This is a genomic window from Sinorhizobium prairiense, assembly GCF_029201645.2.
GTDB lineage: Bacteria > Pseudomonadota > Alphaproteobacteria > Rhizobiales > Rhizobiaceae > Sinorhizobium > Sinorhizobium meliloti_A.
Genome location: NZ_CP104133.1, coordinates 743,845 through 762,617 on the forward strand (window position 1 = coordinate 743,845; position 18,773 = coordinate 762,617).

18 protein-coding genes and 1 pseudogene are annotated in these 18,773 nt (G+C 63.3%); 10 read left to right on the forward strand and 9 right to left on the reverse strand.

Features of this window, described 5'->3' with window-relative positions:
• Positions 1-3 precede the first annotated feature (3 nt).
• The 6 genes from N0Q91_RS26765 to N0Q91_RS26790 are packed head-to-tail and all read right to left on the reverse strand — an operon-like array spanning position 4 to position 7,046.
• The gene (locus N0Q91_RS26765) at positions 4-393 is read right to left on the reverse strand and encodes a ribulose bisphosphate carboxylase small subunit (RefSeq protein WP_018098053.1); all 390 of its coding nucleotides are present in this window, start codon (positions 391-393) and stop codon (positions 4-6) included.
• A gap of 57 nt (positions 394-450) precedes the next feature.
• Positions 451-1,911: a form I ribulose bisphosphate carboxylase large subunit gene (locus N0Q91_RS26770; protein WP_010975100.1), complete on the reverse strand. Its 1,461-nt coding sequence runs from the start codon at positions 1,909-1,911 to the stop codon at positions 451-453.
• A 31-nt stretch (positions 1,912-1,942) separates the two neighbouring features.
• Positions 1,943-3,022 (reverse strand): class II fructose-bisphosphate aldolase, encoded by a 1,080-nt coding sequence (gene fba / locus N0Q91_RS26775; protein ID WP_275599654.1) that lies wholly within the window; start codon positions 3,020-3,022, stop codon positions 1,943-1,945.
• A gap of 2 nt (positions 3,023-3,024) precedes the next feature.
• Positions 3,025-5,106 carry a transketolase gene (gene tkt, locus N0Q91_RS26780; protein ID WP_275599655.1) on the reverse strand — a complete coding sequence of 694 codons (2,082 nt, stop codon included), beginning with the start codon at positions 5,104-5,106 and terminating at the stop codon, positions 3,025-3,027.
• A 10-nt stretch (positions 5,107-5,116) separates the two neighbouring features.
• Entirely contained in the window at positions 5,117-5,986 is an 870-nt protein-coding gene (locus tag N0Q91_RS26785) for a phosphoribulokinase (RefSeq protein WP_100672548.1), read from the reverse strand.
• 10 nt (positions 5,987-5,996) lie between these two features.
• A complete protein-coding gene (locus N0Q91_RS26790) occupies positions 5,997-7,046 on the reverse strand; it encodes a class 1 fructose-bisphosphatase (RefSeq protein ID WP_275599656.1) in 1,050 nt (349 codons plus the stop codon).
• Between the two features lie 101 nt (positions 7,047-7,147).
• On the opposite strand from N0Q91_RS26790, the gene N0Q91_RS26795 reads away from it, so the two are divergent.
• From N0Q91_RS26795 to pqqE, 6 genes are all read left to right on the forward strand, one after another.
• Positions 7,148-8,089 carry a LysR family transcriptional regulator gene (locus N0Q91_RS26795; protein ID WP_100672546.1) on the forward strand — a complete coding sequence of 314 codons (942 nt, stop codon included), beginning with the start codon at positions 7,148-7,150 and terminating at the stop codon, positions 8,087-8,089.
• Between the two features lie 284 nt (positions 8,090-8,373).
• On the forward strand, positions 8,374-8,469 hold the full coding sequence (gene pqqA, locus N0Q91_RS26800) for a pyrroloquinoline quinone precursor peptide PqqA (protein WP_003528714.1): 96 nt from the start codon (positions 8,374-8,376) through the stop codon (positions 8,467-8,469).
• Positions 8,470-8,510: 41 nt separating this feature from the next.
• Complete coding sequence (pqqB, locus tag N0Q91_RS26805) at positions 8,511-9,422, forward strand: pyrroloquinoline quinone biosynthesis protein PqqB (RefSeq protein WP_275599657.1); 912 nt, start codon at positions 8,511-8,513, stop codon at positions 9,420-9,422.
• Positions 9,419-10,189 (forward strand): pyrroloquinoline-quinone synthase PqqC, encoded by a 771-nt coding sequence (pqqC, locus tag N0Q91_RS26810; protein ID WP_275599658.1) that lies wholly within the window; start codon positions 9,419-9,421, stop codon positions 10,187-10,189. Before pqqB ends, pqqC begins: the two co-directional genes overlap by 4 nt.
• Complete coding sequence (gene pqqD, locus N0Q91_RS26815; RefSeq protein ID WP_018098044.1) at positions 10,186-10,482, forward strand: pyrroloquinoline quinone biosynthesis peptide chaperone PqqD; 297 nt, start codon at positions 10,186-10,188, stop codon at positions 10,480-10,482. Before pqqC ends, pqqD begins: the two co-directional genes overlap by 4 nt.
• Positions 10,479-11,606, forward strand: a complete 1,128-nt coding sequence (gene pqqE / locus N0Q91_RS26820; protein WP_275599659.1) for a pyrroloquinoline quinone biosynthesis protein PqqE — start codon at positions 10,479-10,481, stop codon at positions 11,604-11,606. The genes pqqD and pqqE overlap by 4 nt, the downstream gene beginning before the upstream one ends.
• A 67-nt stretch (positions 11,607-11,673) precedes the next feature.
• Here the strand turns inward: pqqE and N0Q91_RS26825 are convergent, their stop codons facing one another.
• The 3 genes from N0Q91_RS26825 to N0Q91_RS26835 all read right to left on the reverse strand — a co-directional run bounded on the left by N0Q91_RS26825 (position 11,674) and on the right by N0Q91_RS26835 (position 13,755).
• Positions 11,674-11,913 carry a tautomerase family protein gene (locus tag N0Q91_RS26825; protein ID WP_275599660.1) on the reverse strand — a complete coding sequence of 80 codons (240 nt, stop codon included), beginning with the start codon at positions 11,911-11,913 and terminating at the stop codon, positions 11,674-11,676.
• 53 nt (positions 11,914-11,966) lie between these two features.
• Entirely contained in the window at positions 11,967-12,680 is a 714-nt protein-coding gene (locus tag N0Q91_RS26830) for an SDR family NAD(P)-dependent oxidoreductase (protein WP_275599661.1), read from the reverse strand.
• Between the two features lie 142 nt (positions 12,681-12,822).
• Positions 12,823-13,755, reverse strand: a complete 933-nt coding sequence (locus N0Q91_RS26835) for a LysR family transcriptional regulator (RefSeq protein ID WP_275599662.1) — start codon at positions 13,753-13,755, stop codon at positions 12,823-12,825.
• 197 nt (positions 13,756-13,952) lie between these two features.
• Between N0Q91_RS26835 and N0Q91_RS26840 the strand changes: the two genes are divergently transcribed.
• The 4 genes and pseudogenes from N0Q91_RS26840 (at position 13,953) to N0Q91_RS26855 (ending at position 18,663) form a co-directional block, all read left to right on the forward strand.
• Positions 13,953-14,627 (forward strand): type 1 glutamine amidotransferase domain-containing protein, encoded by a 675-nt coding sequence (locus tag N0Q91_RS26840; RefSeq protein ID WP_180980824.1) that lies wholly within the window; start codon positions 13,953-13,955, stop codon positions 14,625-14,627.
• Positions 14,628-14,799: 172 nt separating this feature from the next.
• Positions 14,800-16,553, forward strand: a pseudogene (locus N0Q91_RS26845) (cytochrome c biogenesis protein DipZ).
• A gap of 178 nt (positions 16,554-16,731) precedes the next feature.
• Positions 16,732-17,778, forward strand: a complete 1,047-nt coding sequence (locus N0Q91_RS26850; protein ID WP_275599663.1) for an alpha/beta fold hydrolase — start codon at positions 16,732-16,734, stop codon at positions 17,776-17,778.
• A 144-nt stretch (positions 17,779-17,922) separates the two neighbouring features.
• Positions 17,923-18,663, forward strand: a complete 741-nt coding sequence (locus tag N0Q91_RS26855) for a VOC family protein (protein WP_275599664.1) — start codon at positions 17,923-17,925, stop codon at positions 18,661-18,663.
• The last annotated feature ends 110 nt before the right edge of the window (positions 18,664-18,773 follow it).

Sequence of the window (18,773 nt, forward strand, 5' to 3'; positions counted from 1 at the left end):
CTCCTATCGCTGCGTTTCCCACATATAATGCTGGCTGCGGCCGTTGCTCTCCGTCCGGGTCATTCTGAGGCTCGGCTCGTTTTCGGGGCGGTTGACGATGAACGACATTGTCACCGTCTCCAGGCCGCGGCTGGAATCGAAAGCGTTGAGGCGGATATAGTCCTGCGGGTGGGCCTTGCGGCAATCCTCGAGCTCCATCATCACGCCTTTGGCGTCCTTGAGGTCGAACATCGGATTGCCCCACATTTCCCAATAGGTGTTTCTGGGGTGCGGGTCGTCGGTATATTCGACGCCGATAGCCCAAGCCTTTCCGAGGCAATATTCCACCTGTGCCGTGATCTGCTCATCGGTCAGGTCCGGCAGGAACGAGAAGCATCCCTGGGTGATACGCATGTCGTCTCTCCTTCTCTTCTTGTCCGTCAGTTCGGGTCCGTCAGGCCCTCGTGTCTGTCAGGCCGCGGTTACGCTCGGCACGAAATCCGACGTATCGGTCGGGGTGTAGTTGAAGCTGATATTGCCCCAGATATCGAGGGCCGCTTCCAGCGGCTTGCACCACTTCGCCGCCGCCCGCAGGATCTCGGGACCTTCGTGGGCGATGTCGCGCCCCTCGTTGCGGGCAAGCACCATGGCTTCCAGGGCGACGCGATTGGCGGTGGCCCCTGCCTGGATGCCCATCGGATGACCGATCGTGCCGCCGCCGAATTGCAGTACGACATCGTCGCCGAAAAGATCGAGCAGCTGGTGCATCTGGCCGGCATGGATGCCGCCCGAGGCGACCGGCATGACCTTCTTGAGGTCCGCCCAGTCCTGCTCGAAGAACAGACCGCGCGGAAGGTCGACCTCGTTCTTCATTTCGCGGCAGACATTGTAGTAGCCCTGCACCGTCGGCGGGTCGCCCTCGAGCTTGCCGACGGCCGTGCCCGCATGCAGGTGGTCGACGCCGGCGAGCCGCAGCCATTTGGCGATCACGCGGAAGGAGATGCCGTGGTTCTTCTGCCGCGTATAGGTGCCGTGACCGGCCCGGTGCATGTGCAGGATCATGTCGTTCTGCCGGCACCATTCCGATATGGACTGGATCGCAGTCCAGCCGACGATGAGATCGACCATGACGATGACCGAGCCGAGCTCCTTGGCGAATTCGGCTCGGCGGTACATTTCCTCCATCGTGCCGGCAGTGATGTTGAGATAGTGCCCCTTTACCTCGCCGGTGACGGCGGAAGCATGGTTGACGGCCTCCATGCAGTAGAGATACCGGTCGCGCCAATGCATGAAGGGCTGCGAATTGATGTTCTCGTCGTCCTTCATGAAGTCGAGGCCGCCCTTCAGCCCCTCATAGACGACGCGGCCATAGTTCTTGCCCGACAGGCCGAGCTTCGGTTTGGTCGTGGCACCCAGCAGCGGCTTGCCGAACTTGTCGAGCCGTTCGCGCTCGACGACGATGCCGGTCGGCGGACCCCTGAAGGTCTTCACATAGGCGACAGGCAGGCGCATGTCCTCGAGCCTTGCCGCCTTCAGCGGCTTGAACGAGAAGACGTTGCCGATGATCGATGCGGTCAGGTTCGCGATAGACCCCTCCTCGAAGAGGATGAGGTCGTAGGCGACATAGCAGAAATACTGCCCCGGCGTTCCCGGCACCGGATCGACCCGGTAGGCCTTGGCGCGGTATTGATCGCAGGCCGTCAGGCGATCGGTCCAGACGACTGTCCATGTGGCCGTCGAGCTTTCGCCGGCGACGGCGGCGGCCGCTTCGATCGGATCGACGCCGTCCTGCGGCGTGATGCGGAAGAGCGCGATCAGATCGGTGTCCTTCGGCTCGTAGTCTCCGTTCCAATAGCCCATCTGGGCGTATTTCAGCACGCCGGCCTTGTAACGTTCGCGGCCCTTGATCTCTGTCTTTGCGTCGGCGTTCATGGTTGGGGTCCTTTCCTCTGAATGGATGCGATCAGGCGGCTTCCGACCGCTCAGGCTGGGATTTCAGGGAGCCGCTTGCGTAGCGGCGGGCCATCTCCGACATCGGCACGACCTTGATGCGGGATGCGTTTCCGGCGGTGCCGAAGGCCTCGAAACGCGCCTTGCAGACCGACGACATGGCTTCCATGGCCGCTTTCAGGAATTTGCGGGGATCGAATTCGGTGCGGCTCGTGTCGGCGACGCGGCGAAAGGCAGCGGCTGCGGCAAGGCGCAGGTCGGTGTCGATATTGACTTTGCGCACGCCGAAGCGGATGCCACGGACGATCTCCTCGACGGGGACGCCGTAGGTCTCGCGCATCTGGCCGCCATGGGCGTTGAAAACGTCCTGCCATTCCTGCGGTACGGAGGAGGAGCCGTGCATGACGATATGGGTGTTCGGCAGCCGCTCATGGATCTTCTCGATCACGTCCATAGCGAGGACTTCGCCGGTCGGCTTGCGGGTAAACTTATAGGCCCCGTGCGAGGTGCCGATGGCGACGGCCAGCGCATCGACGCCGGTCTCGGCGACGAAGCGGGCGGCTTCGTCCGGATCGGTAAGCAGTTGCGAACGGTCGAGCGCGCCTTCGAAGCCGTGGCCGTCCTCGGCCTCGCCATGGCCGGTCTCGAGCGAACCGAGACAGCCGAGTTCGCCTTCGACCGAGGCGCCGACCATGTGCGCGAGGCGGCTCACCTCTGCCGTGATCGAGACGTTATAGTCGTAATCGGCAGGGGTCTTGGCATCCTCCTTCAGCGAGCCGTCCATCATCACCGAGGTGAAGCCGTGCTGGATCGCCGTGAGGCACGTCGCGACATTGTTGCCGTGATCCTGGTGGATGCAGAGCGGAATGTCCGGATACATCTCTTCCAAAGCTTCCATCATCTTGGCGAGCATGACGTCGTTCGCGTAGGAGCGGGCACCACGGGAGACCTGGAGGATCACGGGAGCGTCGCAGGCGCGCGCCGCCTCCATGATCGCAAGCCCCTGCTCCATGTTGTTGATGTTGAATGCCGGCACGCCATAGCTGCGTTCGGCGGCGTGATCGAGCAATTGGCGAAGCGTGATGCGGGCCATTGTCATGCCTCCTCGGATGATCTGACGATGTGGGCGACCGGATTGCCGGTCCGGGCACCTGCTGGCGGCGTTTCCGGGTAAGCCCGGCGGAGAAGCTCCAGGGCTTCTGCGACGACATGGTCGGCGGTGATGCCGAAATGGCGGTAGAGGTCTCCGGCCGGTGCCGAGGCACCAAAGCCCGTCATGCCGACGAAGGCACTGTCGGGGCCCATCCAACGGTCCCAGCCGAGGCGGCCCGCCGCCTCGATGGCGATGCGCGGTGCATCTCCGAGGACCTGCCTGTGATAGGCCGCGTCCTGAGCCTCGAACTTCTCCCAGCACGGCATGGAGACCACCGCCGCTGCTATGCCTTCTTCGGCCTGCAGGCGCTCCGCCGCGGCTACGGCGATCTCGACTTCGGATCCCGTGGCAAGAAGCGTGACGTCCCGGTCGCCGCGCGCTTCCCTCAGGACATAGGCCCCGAGCGCCGACAGGTTCTCGTTCCCGTTTGTCCGGCGCAGCATCGGCAGGGCCTGCCGCGAAAGGGCGAGGACGCTCGGCGTGTTCTTCTCGCCAAGCGCGATCTCCCAGCATTCTGCCGTCTCGATGATGTCGGCCGGCCGGAAGACATTGAGGTTGGGCGTGGCGCGCAGCATGGCCAGATGCTCGACCGGCTGGTGCGTCGGTCCGTCTTCGCCGAGCCCGATGGAATCATGCGTCAGCACATAGATGACGGGCAGGCCCATGAGGGCCGAAAGGCGCATCGCACCGCGAGCATAGTCTGAAAAGACCAGGAAAGTGCCCCCATAGGGGATGAAGCCGCCATGGAGCGCGATGCCGTTCATGGCGGCCGCCATGCCGTGCTCGCGGATGCCGTAATGCAGGTAGCGGCCCTTGAAATTGCCCGACGAAATGGGCTGGGTCTGCGAGGTCAGCGTCAGGTTGGAGCCGGTCAGGTCCGCCGAGCCGCCGATCGTCAACGCGGTGGCGCCGTTGATGACTTCCAGAGCCATCTGCGAGGCCTGACGCGTCGCGACCTTCGTAGCCCTTGTACGATGCGCGTCCCGGAATCTTGCAAGCAGATCGCCGACCTCGCCGTCGAGCTGCCGCCCTATGGTCTGCTCGTAGCGCTTTTTCGAGCGCGAAGAGTCGAGGCGGATTTCCCAGGCCTCGCGGGCCGAGCGGCCCCGCGCCGCCACCTTTTCCCAGGCAGCCTTGATCTCAGATGGAACGAAGAAGGGCGGATGCGGCCAGGCGAGGTTTTCGCGTGTGGCAGCGATCTCCTTTTCGCCGAGCGCCGCGCCGTGGGTCTTGTGCGAGCCCTCCATGCTGGCGGCACCCTTGCCGATGCGGGTGCGGCAGGCGATCAGCGACGGCTTTCGGGTCCTGCGCGCCCGCTCGATCGCTTTTGCCACCGCGCCGGGGTCGTGGCCGTCGACGGCTTGCGCATCCCAGCCGGCGGCGCGGAAACGCGCAAGCTGGTTCATCGAGGTGGAGAGATCGGTGGAGCCGTCGATCGATATCCGGTTGTCGTCCCACAGCACGATGAGCTTGCGCAATTTCAAATGTCCGGCAAGGTCGATCGCCTCGTGGCTGATCCCCTCCTGCAGACAGCCGTCTCCGGCGACCACGTAGGTGAAGTGGTTGCAGAGCGCACTGCCGAAGCGGGCGGCCATCATTTGTTCGGCAATCGCCATGCCGACAGCGGTCGAGATCCCCTGGCCCAGCGGTCCGGTGGTGGTCTCGATACCGAGGGCATGGCCGTATTCGGGGTGGCCGGCCGTTTTCGAGCCGAGCTGGCGGAAGGATGAAAGCTCGGCCATCGGCATATCGGCGAAGCCGATGAGGTGATGGAGCGAATAGAGCAGCATCGAGCCATGGCCGGCCGAAAGCACGAAACGGTCCCGGTCCGGCCAGTCGGGGCGTGACGGATCGATCCTGATGAAGCGGTTGAAGAGGACCGTCACCGCGTCGGCCATGCCCATCGGCATGCCGGGGTGGCCGGAGTTGGCCTTCTCGACGGCGTCCATGGAAAGAAACCGGATGGCATCGGCCATGCTACGCTCCGAGGCGGCGCGGGGTCCGATCTGCTGCGAAACATTCATGATGTCCTCCTCACGACATGCGGTGCTTGCGCTCGAGCAGCTTGTGAATGAGCGGGGTGAAGATCAGCTGCATGGCGAGATCGAGCTTGTCGCCCGGCACCACGATGGAATTGGCGCGCGACATGTAGCTGTTGTGCAGCATCGACAGCAGGTAGGGGAAATCGATGCTTTGCGGCTTGGCGAAGCGGATGACCAGGATGGATTCGGCCGGCGTCGGTATCCAGCGGGCGATGAAGGGATTGGACGTGTCGACGATCGGCACGCGCTGGAAATTGATGTCCGTCAGGGAGAACTGCGGGCAGATATAGTTCACATAGTCGGGCATGCGCCGCAGGATGGTGTCGGTCACGGCCTCGGTGGAGTAGCCGCGGGTCGCCTTGTCGCGATGAATCTTCTGGATCCATTCGAGATTGATGACGGGCACGACGCCGATCTTCAGGTCGCAATGCTGGGCGAGATTGACCGTGTCGGTGACGGCGCAGCCATGCAGCCCCTCGTAGAAGAGAAGATCGCTGTCGCGGAATTCTTCCCAGTCGGTGAACGTGCCTGGGTCCGAGCCGAATTTCGCGGCCTCGGCCTCGTCGTGCACGTAGTGACGGGTGCGCCCGACCCCGCGCCGGCCATATTCGGCAAAGACGCTTTCGAGGATCTCCAGTTCGTTCGCCTCGGCGGAGAAATGCGTGAAGTCGACGCCTCGGGCTTTTTCCTCCGCGATCTTGCTGCGCATGGTTTCCCGGTCGAAGCGATGAAAGGCATCGCCTTCGATGAAGGACGCCGAGATGTTCTCGCGCTTGAATATCTTCTCGAAAGTGTCCTTGACGGTCGTGGTGCCGGCGCCGGACGAACCTGTGATGGAGATGATGGGGTATTTGGCCGACATATTTTTCTCCTCAGGCCCGGAACAGACCGCGCTTGCCGAAGAGCGGAGCGCGTTCGCCAATCATGTTCGGGTCGACGTGATAGCGGGTGATGCGCGCCACCTCGCGGCGGGAGCCGAAAACCAGAGGCACGCGCTGGTGCAGATTTTCCGGAACGAGATCGAGAATGCGGTCGATGGACGTGGTGGCCGCGCCGCCGGCATTCTCGATGATGAAGGCGATGGGGTTCGCCTCGTAGACCAGCCGCAGCCGGCCCTGGTTATATCCCTTCCGGCCGTCGGCGGGATAGAGAAAGATCCCGCCGCGGATGAGGATGCGATAGGTTTCCGCGACGAGCGAGGCGATCCAGCGCATGTTGAAATCCCGCTCGCGGGGCCCCTCGGAGCCTGCCAGGCAGTCGTCGACATAGAGCCGGATGGCTTCTTCCCAGTGCCGGTAGTTCGACATGTTGATGGCGAATTCGTGCGCGCGCTCCGGGATGCTGGCCGACTTGCAGGCCTCGACGAAACATCCGAGCCTGCTGGAGAAGACGAAGATCTCCGTCCCCTTGCCGAGCGACAGCACCAGAGCGGTCTGCGGCCCGTAGATGAAGAAGCCCGCCGCCAGTTGCCGGTTTCCAGGTTGCAGGAAGGACTGGGAGGGGTCCACGTCCGGCCCCTTGGCGGCGGGAAGCACCGAGAAGATCGTGCCGATGGAAACGTTGTTATCGATGTTCGAAGAGCCGTCGAGCGGGTCGATGGCAACCGCGAGGCGCGCAGCCGGGTCGAGCAGAACGGGATTTTCCAGTTCTTCCGAGGCGTAGCATGCGACGGGGGCGCCTTGCAGCGACGACAGGAACTGGTCGTCGCACAGGATGTCGAGGTCCTTCTGCAGATCGCCATCCGTGTTGCTGCTGCCGTGGGTGCCGTTGAAAGCGGTGCCGAGCGCTCCCTGGCCGACGAGCTTGCGGATGTCGAGAGCGGCCTTAGCCAGCCTCTGGATCACGGCGGCCACGTCCCGCGTAAGGTCGTCGCCGCGGGCCGTGCATGAAGCGAGGTATGCTTCGAGAGTTGCGCCTGACATGATGTCTCCTCCGCACGCTGTCGAGGGAAGGATGGCGTAAAAGGGGAGTTTGTAAAATTTATTCATTTGACTTCATAAGTTAAATTTACTTACTTTGATCTATGCGCAACGTGACCTTTCGCCAGCTCCGCACCGTCGAAGCCGTTTGCCGGTTGGGGAAGATCAACCTCGCCGCCGAAGCCTTGGGACTGACCGGACCGGCGCTCACCCTGCAGATCCAGCATCTGGAACGGGATGCGGGCATTGCGCTCTTCGACCGCACGCGCGGCGGCATGGTGCCGACGGCTTACGGCCTTGCCTTTCTCGAAGCGGCGCGGGCGATCGAGGACAGCCTCATTGCCCTCGAGGACTCGATAGATGCCATCAAGGGGCTCAGAACCGGACGGTTGCGCCTCGGAGTCGTGTCGACGGGGAAATATTTCGCGCCGCAGCTCATTGCCGCCTTTCGCGATCAGGTTCCTGCCGTGGAGATAAATCTCTTCATCGGCAATCGGGCCGAGATCATCGCCAAGCTGCGGGACCACGAGATCGACATCGCTCTGATGGGGCGGCCGCCGCGCGATTTCGAGGTGCGGGCGCAGGTGTTCGGCGATCATCCACTGGTCTTCATCGCCCCCGCCGGTCACCCGCTCGCGGGCGTGCTGGAGATTTCACGGGAGCGGATCGCCCAGGAACAGTTCCTGGTGCGCGAAAAAGGATCGGGAACGCGTATCTCCCTCGAGATCTTCCTGAGCGACACGCCGCACGAGCTCGAGGAGCTCGGCACCGAGATCGCCTCGAACGAGACGATCAAGCAGGCCGTAATCGCCGGTCTCGGAATCGCCTTCATCTCGGCCCATACGATAGAACAGGAGGTAAAGCTCGGCAGGCTCGTGATCCTCGACGTGGTCGACACGCCGATCCGCCGGCAGTGGTTTACCGTGTCGCGCCTGGACCGTGCCGCCACCCCGGCCATGCAGGCTTTCGAGCGGTTCGTGCTGGCGTCCGGAGCGCGCTATCTGCCTGTGGTCAGCAAGCCTTATCCAGCCAACGCATTCGGCTAGAGGTGAGCTTCATGTGGGCGGAAGGCGGCGGCGACCGACACCTAGGTCGTAATTGTGGGGCACCACATCGCTTGCTACCATGCGCCCCAAGAGGAGACTTTACGATGCCTAAAAGCCCGGCTACGGCGCCGCCGGGCTCTGCCGGAGCAGCGGACTGCCGTTCCGGCCCTTGACCCGGGCAGCGACTGCTATAGGTCCTGCCTGGTTTCATGCCCGCCCCGACCGCAAGGGCGCCTGCCGGAACGGGAGCGAGCACAACGACCCCACGGGCGAATGGAGGAAGTATGGCCTGGCATAAACCGAAATTCATCGAAGTCAGCTGCGCTATGGAAATCACCCGCTATGCTCCTGCGGACGGGGATGAACCGATCCTCTTCTGAAGGCCAGCTTGACGAGGATCGGTAAGGCATCAGGTATCCCGGTGAACAAAACGTCCGATCTTCGCATCATCGTCTTGGGGGCCGCCGCCGGCGGCGGTCTCCCGCAATGGAATTGCGGCTGTCGCAACTGCGCGATGGCGCGCGATCCGGCCTCCGGCCTCAGACCGCAAACGCAGTCGTCGCTCGCGGTGAGTCTCGAGGGTGAGAGCTGGGCCGTCTTCAACGCCTCCCCCGACATCCGCCAGCAGGTCCAAATCAATCGGCCGCTTCAGCCGCGCCGCCTTCGTCACAGCCCCATCGAGAGCGTGGTGCTGACGAATGGCGATATCGACCATCTGGCAGGACTTCTCGTCTTGCGGGAGAAGCAGGCATTCACCCTATTTTCGACCGGCGCGGTCGGCCGGATCGTCGCCGACAATCCGGTTTTCCAGGTCCTCGACCCGGAACTGGTTTCAAGAGAAACCATTGAAATCGATGAGGCGTTCTCTCCGCTGTCGGGCCTCGATGCACGGCTCTTCGCCGTTCCGGGCAAGGTGCCGCTCTTTCTGGAGGACGGCGAGCCCGATCTGGGTATCGAGGGCGAGCACACGGTCGGTGTCGAACTGAAGGCCGGCGACAGGCGGGTCTATTATGTTCCGGGCTGCGCCGTGATGACGGATAGTCTCGCCGCGCGCCTGCGCGATGCCGATGCCGTCTTCTTCGACGGCACGCTCTTTTCCGATGACGAGATGATCCTGACCGGGACCGGCCGCAAGACAGGCCGTCGCATGGGCCACATGCCGATCGACGGGGAGGGCGGCAGTCTCGAGGCGCTCGATCTCTTGAACATCCGCAGAAAGATCTATGTCCATATCAACAACACCAACCCGATCTGGCGGGCCGGCACCGAGCGCGAGCGCGTCGAGGCCCGCGGTTTCGAGATCGGCTATGACGGCATGGAGGTCCGGCTGTGACGACGGCAACTGACAGACAAGCTTTCCATGCCCGCCTGCTGGAGATCGGCAAGGAGCGCTATCATGACAAGCATCCGTTTCATGCGATGCTCCATGGCGGCGGCTGCACGACGACGCAGGTCCGCGCCTGGGTGATCAACCGCTATTATTACCAGAGCCGCATCCCCATGAAGGATGCGGCCTTTCTGTCGCGTTGCGACGACCCGGATATGCGCCGGGCCTGGCGCTCCCGCATCGAAGATCACGACGGCGGCGTCGAAGAGGGCGGCGGCATCCGGCGCTGGCTGCGTCTGGCCGAGGCCGTCGGACTCGATCCAGCCTATGTCGGCTCGGCAAGGGGCGTTCTGCCGTCGACCCGGTTTGCCGTGGACGCCTATGTTTCCTTCGTGCGTGAGAAGCCGCTCCTCGAGGCGGTGGCCTCCTCGTTGACGGAGCTTTTTGCGCCGAAGATCCACTCGGAGCGCATTGCCGGGCTGCTGGAGCACTACGCCTTCGCCGATGACGCGGCGCTCGCCTACTTCCGCCAGAGGCTGGCGGAGGCGCCCCGGGATGTCGAGTTCGGCCTCGCCTATGTCCTCGACCATGCCGATACGCGGGAAAAGCAGGACGCTGCCGCTCAGGCTCTCACCTTCAAGACGAATGTTCTTTGGGCCCAGCTCGATGCACTTTATTCGGCCTATGTCACGCCGGGGCGCATTCCGCCGGGGGCCTGGGACGGCCGGGAGGGGGTGATCCGCGAGCCGAGAGCACGGGAGGCGCCGGAATGACGGCCGACGCGCCCGAGATTTCAGGATCGAGCGTCGTCAAGCTGGCACGAGGGGTCCGGCTGCATGAGGATCCGGTCCGCGGCCAGACTGTGCTTCTGGCTCCGGAGCGTGCCATGGCCGTGGACGACATCGCCGTCGCCATCGTACAGGCTCTCGATGGCGAACGGAACCTTGACCGGATCGCCGCCGACTTTGCCGAGAAGTTCGACGCCCCGGTCGAAGAGATCGCGGAGGATGTCAGGACTTTCGTCCAGGAGCTCTCGGTCCGCCGCATGCTGGAGATCGTCCAATGAGCGATACCATCGCCCGACCAGCCGATATTGTGCGCGCCATCCCGCGTGTTCCCCCACCGATGGCCATGCTGGCCGAACTGACGCATCGCTGCCCGCTCGCCTGTCCCTATTGCTCCAACCCGATCGCCCTGACGCAAGCCAAGGAAGAACTGTCGACCGAGGAATGGACAGGCGTCTTCGCGCAAGCCGCCGATCTCGGCGTTCTGCATCTGCACCTGTCCGGCGGGGAGCCTGCCGCGCGCCGGGACCTCGTCGAATTGACGCAGGCGGCGAGTTCGCTGGGCCTTTACACCAACCTGATCACCTCGGGCGTGGGACTGACGGAAGCGAGAATGAACAGTCTCGCCGAGGTGGGGCTCGACCATATTCAACTTTCCATCCAGGGCGTTTCTCCCGAAAGCGCCGATCGGATCGGCGGGTACAAAGGCGGCTATGAACGGAAAATGGCGGTTGCAGGCTGGGCGACCGATGCCGCTATACCGCTGACGCTGAACGCCGTCTGCCACAGGCAGAACATGGGCGAGATCGATGAGATGATCGAGCTGGCGATCCGGCTGAAGGCGCGACGCATCGAAGTCGCCACCGTGCAGTTCCACGGCTGGGCCGAGCGCAACAAAGAGGTTCTCATGCCGACCCGCGAGCAGGTCGAGCGCGCTACGCGAACCGTCGCCGAAGCACGCGAGAAGTATCAAGGCCTATTGGTGATCGACTATGTGCCCGCCGATTATTATTCGAAGTATCCGAAAGCCTGCATGGGCGGCTGGGGCCGCGTCGGCTTGAACGTCACGCCGTCGGGGCGGGTGCTTCCATGCCATGCCGCGGAAACCATTCCGAGCCTCTCCTTCGAGAACGTGCGCGAAAAATCACTTTCCAGCATCTGGTACGAGAGCAATGCGTTCAATGCCTATCGCGGCGAGGACTGGATGCCGGAGCTCTGTCGGAGCTGCGAGCGCAAGAAGGTGGATTTCGGTGGGTGCCGCTGCCAGGCGATGGCGCTTGCCGGCGACGCGAGCGCAACGGACCCGGTTTGCACCCGGTCTCCGCTTCGCGATCGCCTGACGCTTGAAGTCGAACAGCTTTCGGCGCCGCCGGTCGTCGCCATGAATTATCGCGGCCGGGCATGACCGTTAAATGTGTCGGCACGCTTCTAAAGTGAAGCGTGCCACGAGCGGCGGGGCAGATGAGCCGGTTTCAGAATTGTGCCGCCTCCGCGCGCTGCCGGCGGTATTGCACCGTCGGGAGGCCACCCCAGCCCCAGTTATCGAGATCGACTTCCTCGATAACCACATAGGTGGATTCAAGCGGTTTGTTCAGGACATCGAGCAGCACTTCGCTGACGCCCCTGATGATCGCGGCCTTCTCCTCGGCGGTGACCGAGTCGCGGCCGGGTGCGCTTCCCTCGCGGGTAACCTGTACGGTGACGATAGGCATTGCAGTCTCCTTTGCGGATCTGGTTCGTGTGTCGTCGCAGGGCGATATGCCGTTTACCAGCGTCCCGCGTTCTGACCGCCGTCGACATGAAGGATCTCGCCGGTGATGAATCCCGCATTTTCGAGATAGAGGACGGCATCCACGACGTCGCGAATTTCGCCCATCCGGCCGACCGGGTGCAGGCCGGCGAGCGTCGAATGCGTCTCAGCCGGATGCATCGAGGTCTTGATTACTCCTGGGGAGACCGCGTTGACGCGGACGCCGCTCCTGGAAAACTCCATCGCCAGCGACCGGGTCACCGCGTTCAGGCCACCTTTGGTGAGCGACGCGAGTGCGGAGGGCATGCCGACCATCGGCTGATCGACCAGGCTGGTGGTGATGCTGACAATATGGCCCGAACCCTGCTTCAGCATTTCCGCTGCGGCACGCTGGGTGATGTGGAAGAAGCCGGCGACATTCACCCCGAGATTGTGGTCGTAATCCTGCTGGGTCATTTCGACGAACGGCTTGGCGAGGAAAACGCCGGCATTGTTCACCAGAGAGTCGATGCGGCCGAAGCGCTCGATCCCCTCGCGCACGATCCGGTCGGCGGTCTCCGGCTTGCTGATGTCGCCCCCGACGGTATGGATATCCGGATCGGCGCTCGGCTTGATGGACCGGGAGGTCGCGACGACGCGGTAGTTCCGGTCACGATAGGCGCGAACCAGTCCGGCGCCGATGCCTTGCGAGGCGCCGGTGATGACGACGACTTTCTGTTCGTTACGCATTGATGTGATCCTTTCTCGATCGCAGCGGCCGCCTCCTGCGTCCGCCCTCCGCCCTCGGCGTTGGTGCGATCGAAATTAGATCGGTGCGATCCTTGGGAGAATTGCCGGCACTTGACAGACACTCGACCGGATTTCGGCATAATCAGGTAAGCGTCCCCGCCTCCGCTGCCATGCGCGCAAATTCGGAGCGCAGACGCGGCGCCGCAAAGTCGACAAAGGCGCGGACCTTCGGGACCGACATTCGGCCCTGCGGTGCGAGCAAATGCGCCGGCAGGGGCGGATGCTCGGCGTCGGAGAGCACGATCTCCAGGCGCCCGTCCTTCACATATTCCGCGACGTGATAGGAATAAAGCCTCGTCAGGCCGCGCCCGGCAGCCGCCGAAGCGGCGGCTGCGCGCACGCTGTTGACGATGCATCTGGGCTTAAACTGGATCGTCCTGGGGAGGGACGAGCCCTTCGCCGGGGTGAAGCTCCAGGATTCCAGACCGAAATTGGTGAAGGCCAGTATTTGGTGCCTGGCGAGATCGGCCGGTTCTTCGATGCGGGGGTGATTGGCGAGGTACCGAGGCGAGGCGACCACGACGCGCCGCACATCGCCGCCGAGCCGGGTGGAGATGAGCGACGAATCTGCCAGTTGGCCGATGCGCAGCGCAATGTCGACGCCTTCGTCCACCAGGTTGACGAAGCGATCGAGGAGAAGAAGCCGGACAGAAACGGTCGGGTAGAGATCGAGAAAATCATCCAGGATGGGACGAAGTATTTCCTCCCCGAGGATTGGTGGCGACGAAATCGTCAACATCCCACGGGGTGCGGAGCGCTCGCCTCCTGCGAGCATGTCGGCTTCCTCGAGGTCGGTTAGCACCCTTCGGCAGGCAGCCGCATAGCGTTGGCCTGCTTCACTCAGTTTGAGGGTGCGGGTGGTTCGATGCAGAAGCTCGACACCGACATGCGCTTCCAGGAAGCTCAAGGCGCGACTCACCGCCGTGGGCGAGCGCTTCAGCCGGCGGGCCGCCCCGGCGAGGCTGCCTTCGTCGATCGCGGCGACGAAAACTTTCATTGCATCGATGCGGTCCATTATTCTGCCGTTCCCCGGTACAGTGACTGCCACATAGCGAGTATTCACCCGAAGACGGCAATACGCAAATGATGGTGGCAGGGCTGTACTGGCCGGCGGTCCGCGAGAGCCTCGCCAACATACGGTCACGGCTCGAGAATAGGCTGCGTATCCGCGCGATCCTGCGCTTGGAAGCGCTTCAACGAAGGAGAATGACCATGAAGATCCTGATGGTTCTGACTTCGCATGACCGGCTCGGCAACACAGGCAAGCCGACCGGCTTCTGGCTGGAGGAGTTTGCTGCGCCCTATTACGTCTTCAAGGACGCCGGGGCGGAGGTCACGATCGCGTCGCCCAAGGGCGGCCAGCCGCCGATCGATCCCAAGAGCGATGAGCCAGCCAGCCGGACTGCAGCGATGGAGCGCTTCAAGGAGGACCCCGCAGCGAGGGAAGCATTGGCAAATACTCTGAAGCTCGGTGAAGTCAACCAGGAGGACTACGACGCGGTGTTCTATCCGGGCGGACACGGTCCGATGTGGGACCTCGTCAACGACAGGAATTCCATCGCCCTTATCGAAGGCTTCTACGACGCGGGCAAGCCGGTCGCCGCCGTCTGCCACGGCCCGGCCGTCCTGACACAGGTCACGCATCGCGGCGAGCCCATCGTCAAGGGAAGGCGCGTCACGGGCTTCACCAATTCCGAAGAGGAGGCCGTTCAACTGACCGATGTCGTGCCCTTCCTGGTCGAAGACGAATTGAAGCGCCTCGGCGGGCGCTACGAGAAGGCCGAGGATTGGGCCGACTTCACGGTTGTGGACGGCAGGCTGGTCACCGGCCAGAACCCGTCGTCGTCCACATCCGCCGCCAGAGAACTGCTGAAGCTTCTACAGTAGTCATCCTTGCCGGCTGGCATGATGCTGCAGAAGGCCCGTGAGGCTTTCTGCACTTCGATACAGATCCCCTCGTTACGAGACACAATCGGGATACCTCGCTCTGGTCCCATGCTCCGCGTGTCAAGCGCGACCGCCGCCGCGAGAGGCGCAGGTCCAATGCAGAGGGACGAAAATGATCCTTTTCACGATAGCTTATCTTGCAGGTGTGCTGACCATCCTCAGCCCCTGCATCCTCCCGGTCTTGCCCTTCGTGTTTTCGCGGGCCGGCCAGCCCTTCGCCAGGAGCGTTCTACCGATGCTCGTCGGCATGGTTCTCACATTCTCGGGCGTGGCAACACTCGCCGCGCTCGGCGGGGACTGGGCGGTGAACGCGAATGTGGCCGGGCGGTATGCGGCGATCGCAGTGCTCGCCGGTTTCGGCGTGACCCTGCTTTCGAAGCGGGCCGCGGCCCTGTTCACTCGTCCGGCCGTCGCACTCGGCAGCCGGCTCTCACAAAGGGTGGCCGGTCAGCAGCCGAGCGTCGGAGCGTCTCTCCTTCTCGGTGTTGCAACCGGACTTCTTCGGGCGCCCTGCGCGGGCCCAATTCTGGGCCTGGTGCTGACCGGCGCCGCCCTCCATGGTGCGAATGTCGAGACCACGCTTCTGCTGGCGGCCTATGCTGCCGGCGCGGCGACTTCGCTCGCCTTGGCCGTTCTTGCCGGGGGAGAGTTTTTGCGGCGATGAAGCGCTCACTCGGCCTTGGCGAGCGGCTCCGGCAGGGCCTCGGCATTGCCGTCCTTGCCGGCGTTGCCGCAATCGCGCTGGGGCTCGATACGGGGCAGCTTGCGCGCCTCTCCTATGCAAGCACCGCAGCCCTGGAGCAGTCGCTCCTCGACCGTGTACGGGACGAACCCGTCGAGGAGAGGGCGAGCGCGTCAACGGCCGCCGACGGCGAGCGACCGGCCTACCGAAGCGACTTGCCGGTGGAAGGCATGTTCCCGCCGCTGGACGGAGCCGTCGAGTGGGTCAACTCGAAGCCTTTGAGCGTGGAACAGCTGCGCGGCAAGGTCGTGCTCGTCGATTTCTGGACCTACTCCTGCATCAATTGCATCCGTACGATCCCTTATGTCCGCGCCTGGGCCGAGAAGTACCGGGACCAGGGGCTGGTGGTGATCGGCGTGCATGCGCCCGAATTCGCCTTCGAAAAGCGCATCGACAACGTCAAGCGTGCAGTGACGGACTTTGATATCCGCTATCCCGTTGCGATCGACAACGATTTCGCGATCTGGCGCGCCTTCGGCAACAGCTACTGGCCGGCGCACTATTTCATCGATGCAGAAGGGCGGATCAGACACCATCACTTCGGTGAGGGCGATTATGCGCGGTCGGAGCGCGTCATACAGGAGCTGCTCGCGGAAGCGGCAGGGAGTAGCCGGAGCGACAGTGGTTTCGTGCGGCCGGATGCGACGGGTGCAGAAGCCGCGCCCGATCTCGCCCACCTCCAGTCGGGCGAGGATTATGTCGGCTACATGCGCGCTTCGAACTTCGTGTCGCCGGAGCGTGTCGCAGCCGATGCGGCGCGCGACTATACCGCCGGCAAGCCTCGGCTCAATCAATGGAGTCTCGCCGGCAACTGGACGGTTGGTGCAGAGCAGGCGACACTCAATCGGGCCGGGGGCGCAATCACCTACAAGTTCAGCGCGCGCGATCTGCACCTTGTCCTCGGCCCTGCGAAAAACGGCGGCAAGGTGCGCTTTCAGGTGAAAGTCGACGGTGTAGCACCGGGCCCGGATCACGGTTCGGACATCAATTCCGACGGCAATGGAACGGTGGGCGAGACGCGCCTCTATCAGCTCGTAAGGCAGTCGGGAGAAGTGCGCGAACGGACGTTCGAGATACGCTTTCTCGATCCCGGCGTTGAAGCCTTCGTTTTTACATTCGGATGAAAGAAGAGAGGAGAGCGCGCGTCGGTGCCGTGAGGTCTGGCGCGCGTGAATTGTAGCCTACTGTATCGGCGGCCGTGAAACGGTACACGGGCTTTCAATTGCGGTCGGGCGGGCTCACATTCGAGATACATCACCATCGCATTTCACGGCTGTGGTTCACACTATCCGGAGAAGTTCGATGACAGGGGAATTCAATCTGCGGCGGCGGCGGTTCATGGGAATGGCGGCATTGACCGTCGCTGCGGCGCATTTCGGCGTTGGACGCGGCGCCCTCGCAAAATCAACGAGCGAGGCTCGCATTCCGGCGACAACGCCGGGGACCAATACATCTTTCGCTAAGATCAGGCAGATCGACGCGGGTGTCCTCAACATCGGGTATGCCGAGGCGGGCGCGAGCGATGGCCCCGTGGTCATCCTGCTGCATGGCTGGCCCTATGACATCCACACCTATGTCGATGTGGCGCCCCTGCTCGCCAATGCGGGCTACCGGGTGGTCGTTCCTTATCTGCGTGGCTACGGCACGACGCGATTTTTATCCCCCGACACACCGCGCAACGGTCAGCAGGCGGCGATCGCCGCCGACATCGTCGCCCTGATGGATGCGCTCGGCATCGAGAAGGCCGTCATCGCCGGCTGCGATTGGGGCGCACGCACCGCCAATATCGTCGCCGCACTCTGGCCGGAGCGCTGCAAGGCATTGGTTTCGGTGAGCGGCTATCTGATCGGCAGCCGTGAAACCAATAAGAAGCCTTTGCCCCCGAAGGCGGAGCTTGCCTGGTGGTACCAGTTCTACTTCGCCACGGAGCGCGGGCGCGCGGGCTACGAACAGTACCGGAAGGACTTCGCGAAGCTCATCTGGCAGCTCGCATCGCCGAAATGGGATTTTGACGACGCCACCTTCAATCGAAGCGCTGAGGCCTTGGACAACCCGGATCATGTCGACATCACCATCAATAATTACCGCTGGCGGATCGGCCTTGCCGACGGCGAGCGCAAATATGATGGGCTGGAAGCCCGGCTTGCCGAACTGCCGGTGATCGGTGTTCCGACGATCACCCTGGAAGGCGATGCCAATGGCGCTCCGCATCCGGAGCCCGCGGCCTATGCCAAGAAGTTCTCCGGCAAGTACGAGCACCGGCTGATCTCGGGCGGTATCGGTCACAACCTGCCGCAGGAAGCCCCACAGGCTTTTGCCCAGGCGGTCGTCGACGTCGATCGTTTCTGATCGCTTTCGCCTGCGGAGCAATGTCCTCGTATCGAACTGTATCCGCCGGCGGTCCCGTGCGGATTGGCTTACAAATTCCGCCCCCTTGCGAAACATCCCATACACGTGCGGGGCGGCATATGTGTCTCGACAGTCGGACGAGGCATGCAGCTTCCGTCCCGCATCGTCAACCAAGAAGGCACATGGCGCCTGGCGCCTCCCAGACAAGAGGAGAATGACATGACCACCGCAATCAATAGCGAAAGAGCCCGGCCGGTCGATATGAAGCTCGAAGTTATCGTCGTACCCGTGTCGGATGTCGATCGCGCAAAGGAATTCTACACGAGCCTCGGCTGGAGGCTCGACGCCGACTTTGCCGGTGCCGACGACTACCGCGTGATACAGTTTACCCCGCCCGGATCGGGTGCCTCGGTCATCTTCGGAAGGCATGTGACCGATGCGGAACCGGGTTCTGCGCAGGGATTGTACCTCATCGTTTCCGACATCGAGGCCGCCCGCGAGGAGTTGCGCGGCCGCGGCGTCGATGTCAGCGAGGTGTTCCATGCGGGCGACGTGAATGCCGGGAGCGACGAACCGTATCTGTTCGGAACGCATCGTGTCGACGGCCCTGATCCCGAGCGCCGCAGCTATCGCTCCTACGCTTCGTTCCGCGATCCGGACGGCAATGGCTGGCTTTTCCAGGAGGTCACCACGCGATTGCCCGGCCGCGTCGACGCGGACGCGACGGCGTTCGGTTCGGCCGCCGATCTCGCAGCCGCGTTCCGCCGCGCCGAAGCAGCCCACGGCGAGTACGAAAAGCAGCTCGGACACCGGGACGAGGACTGGCCCATCTGGTACGCCGATTACATTGTCCGGGAGCAGTCCGGCGAGCCGCAGCCGGCCTGAGACACTGCAACCTGAAACGATCGTGCATAACGGGGCGGTCCAGACCGCCCCGTTCGTTTGGTAAGCTGCCCGTCTCTTGGATCAGACGGGGTCGATAGCTCCTCAGGCAG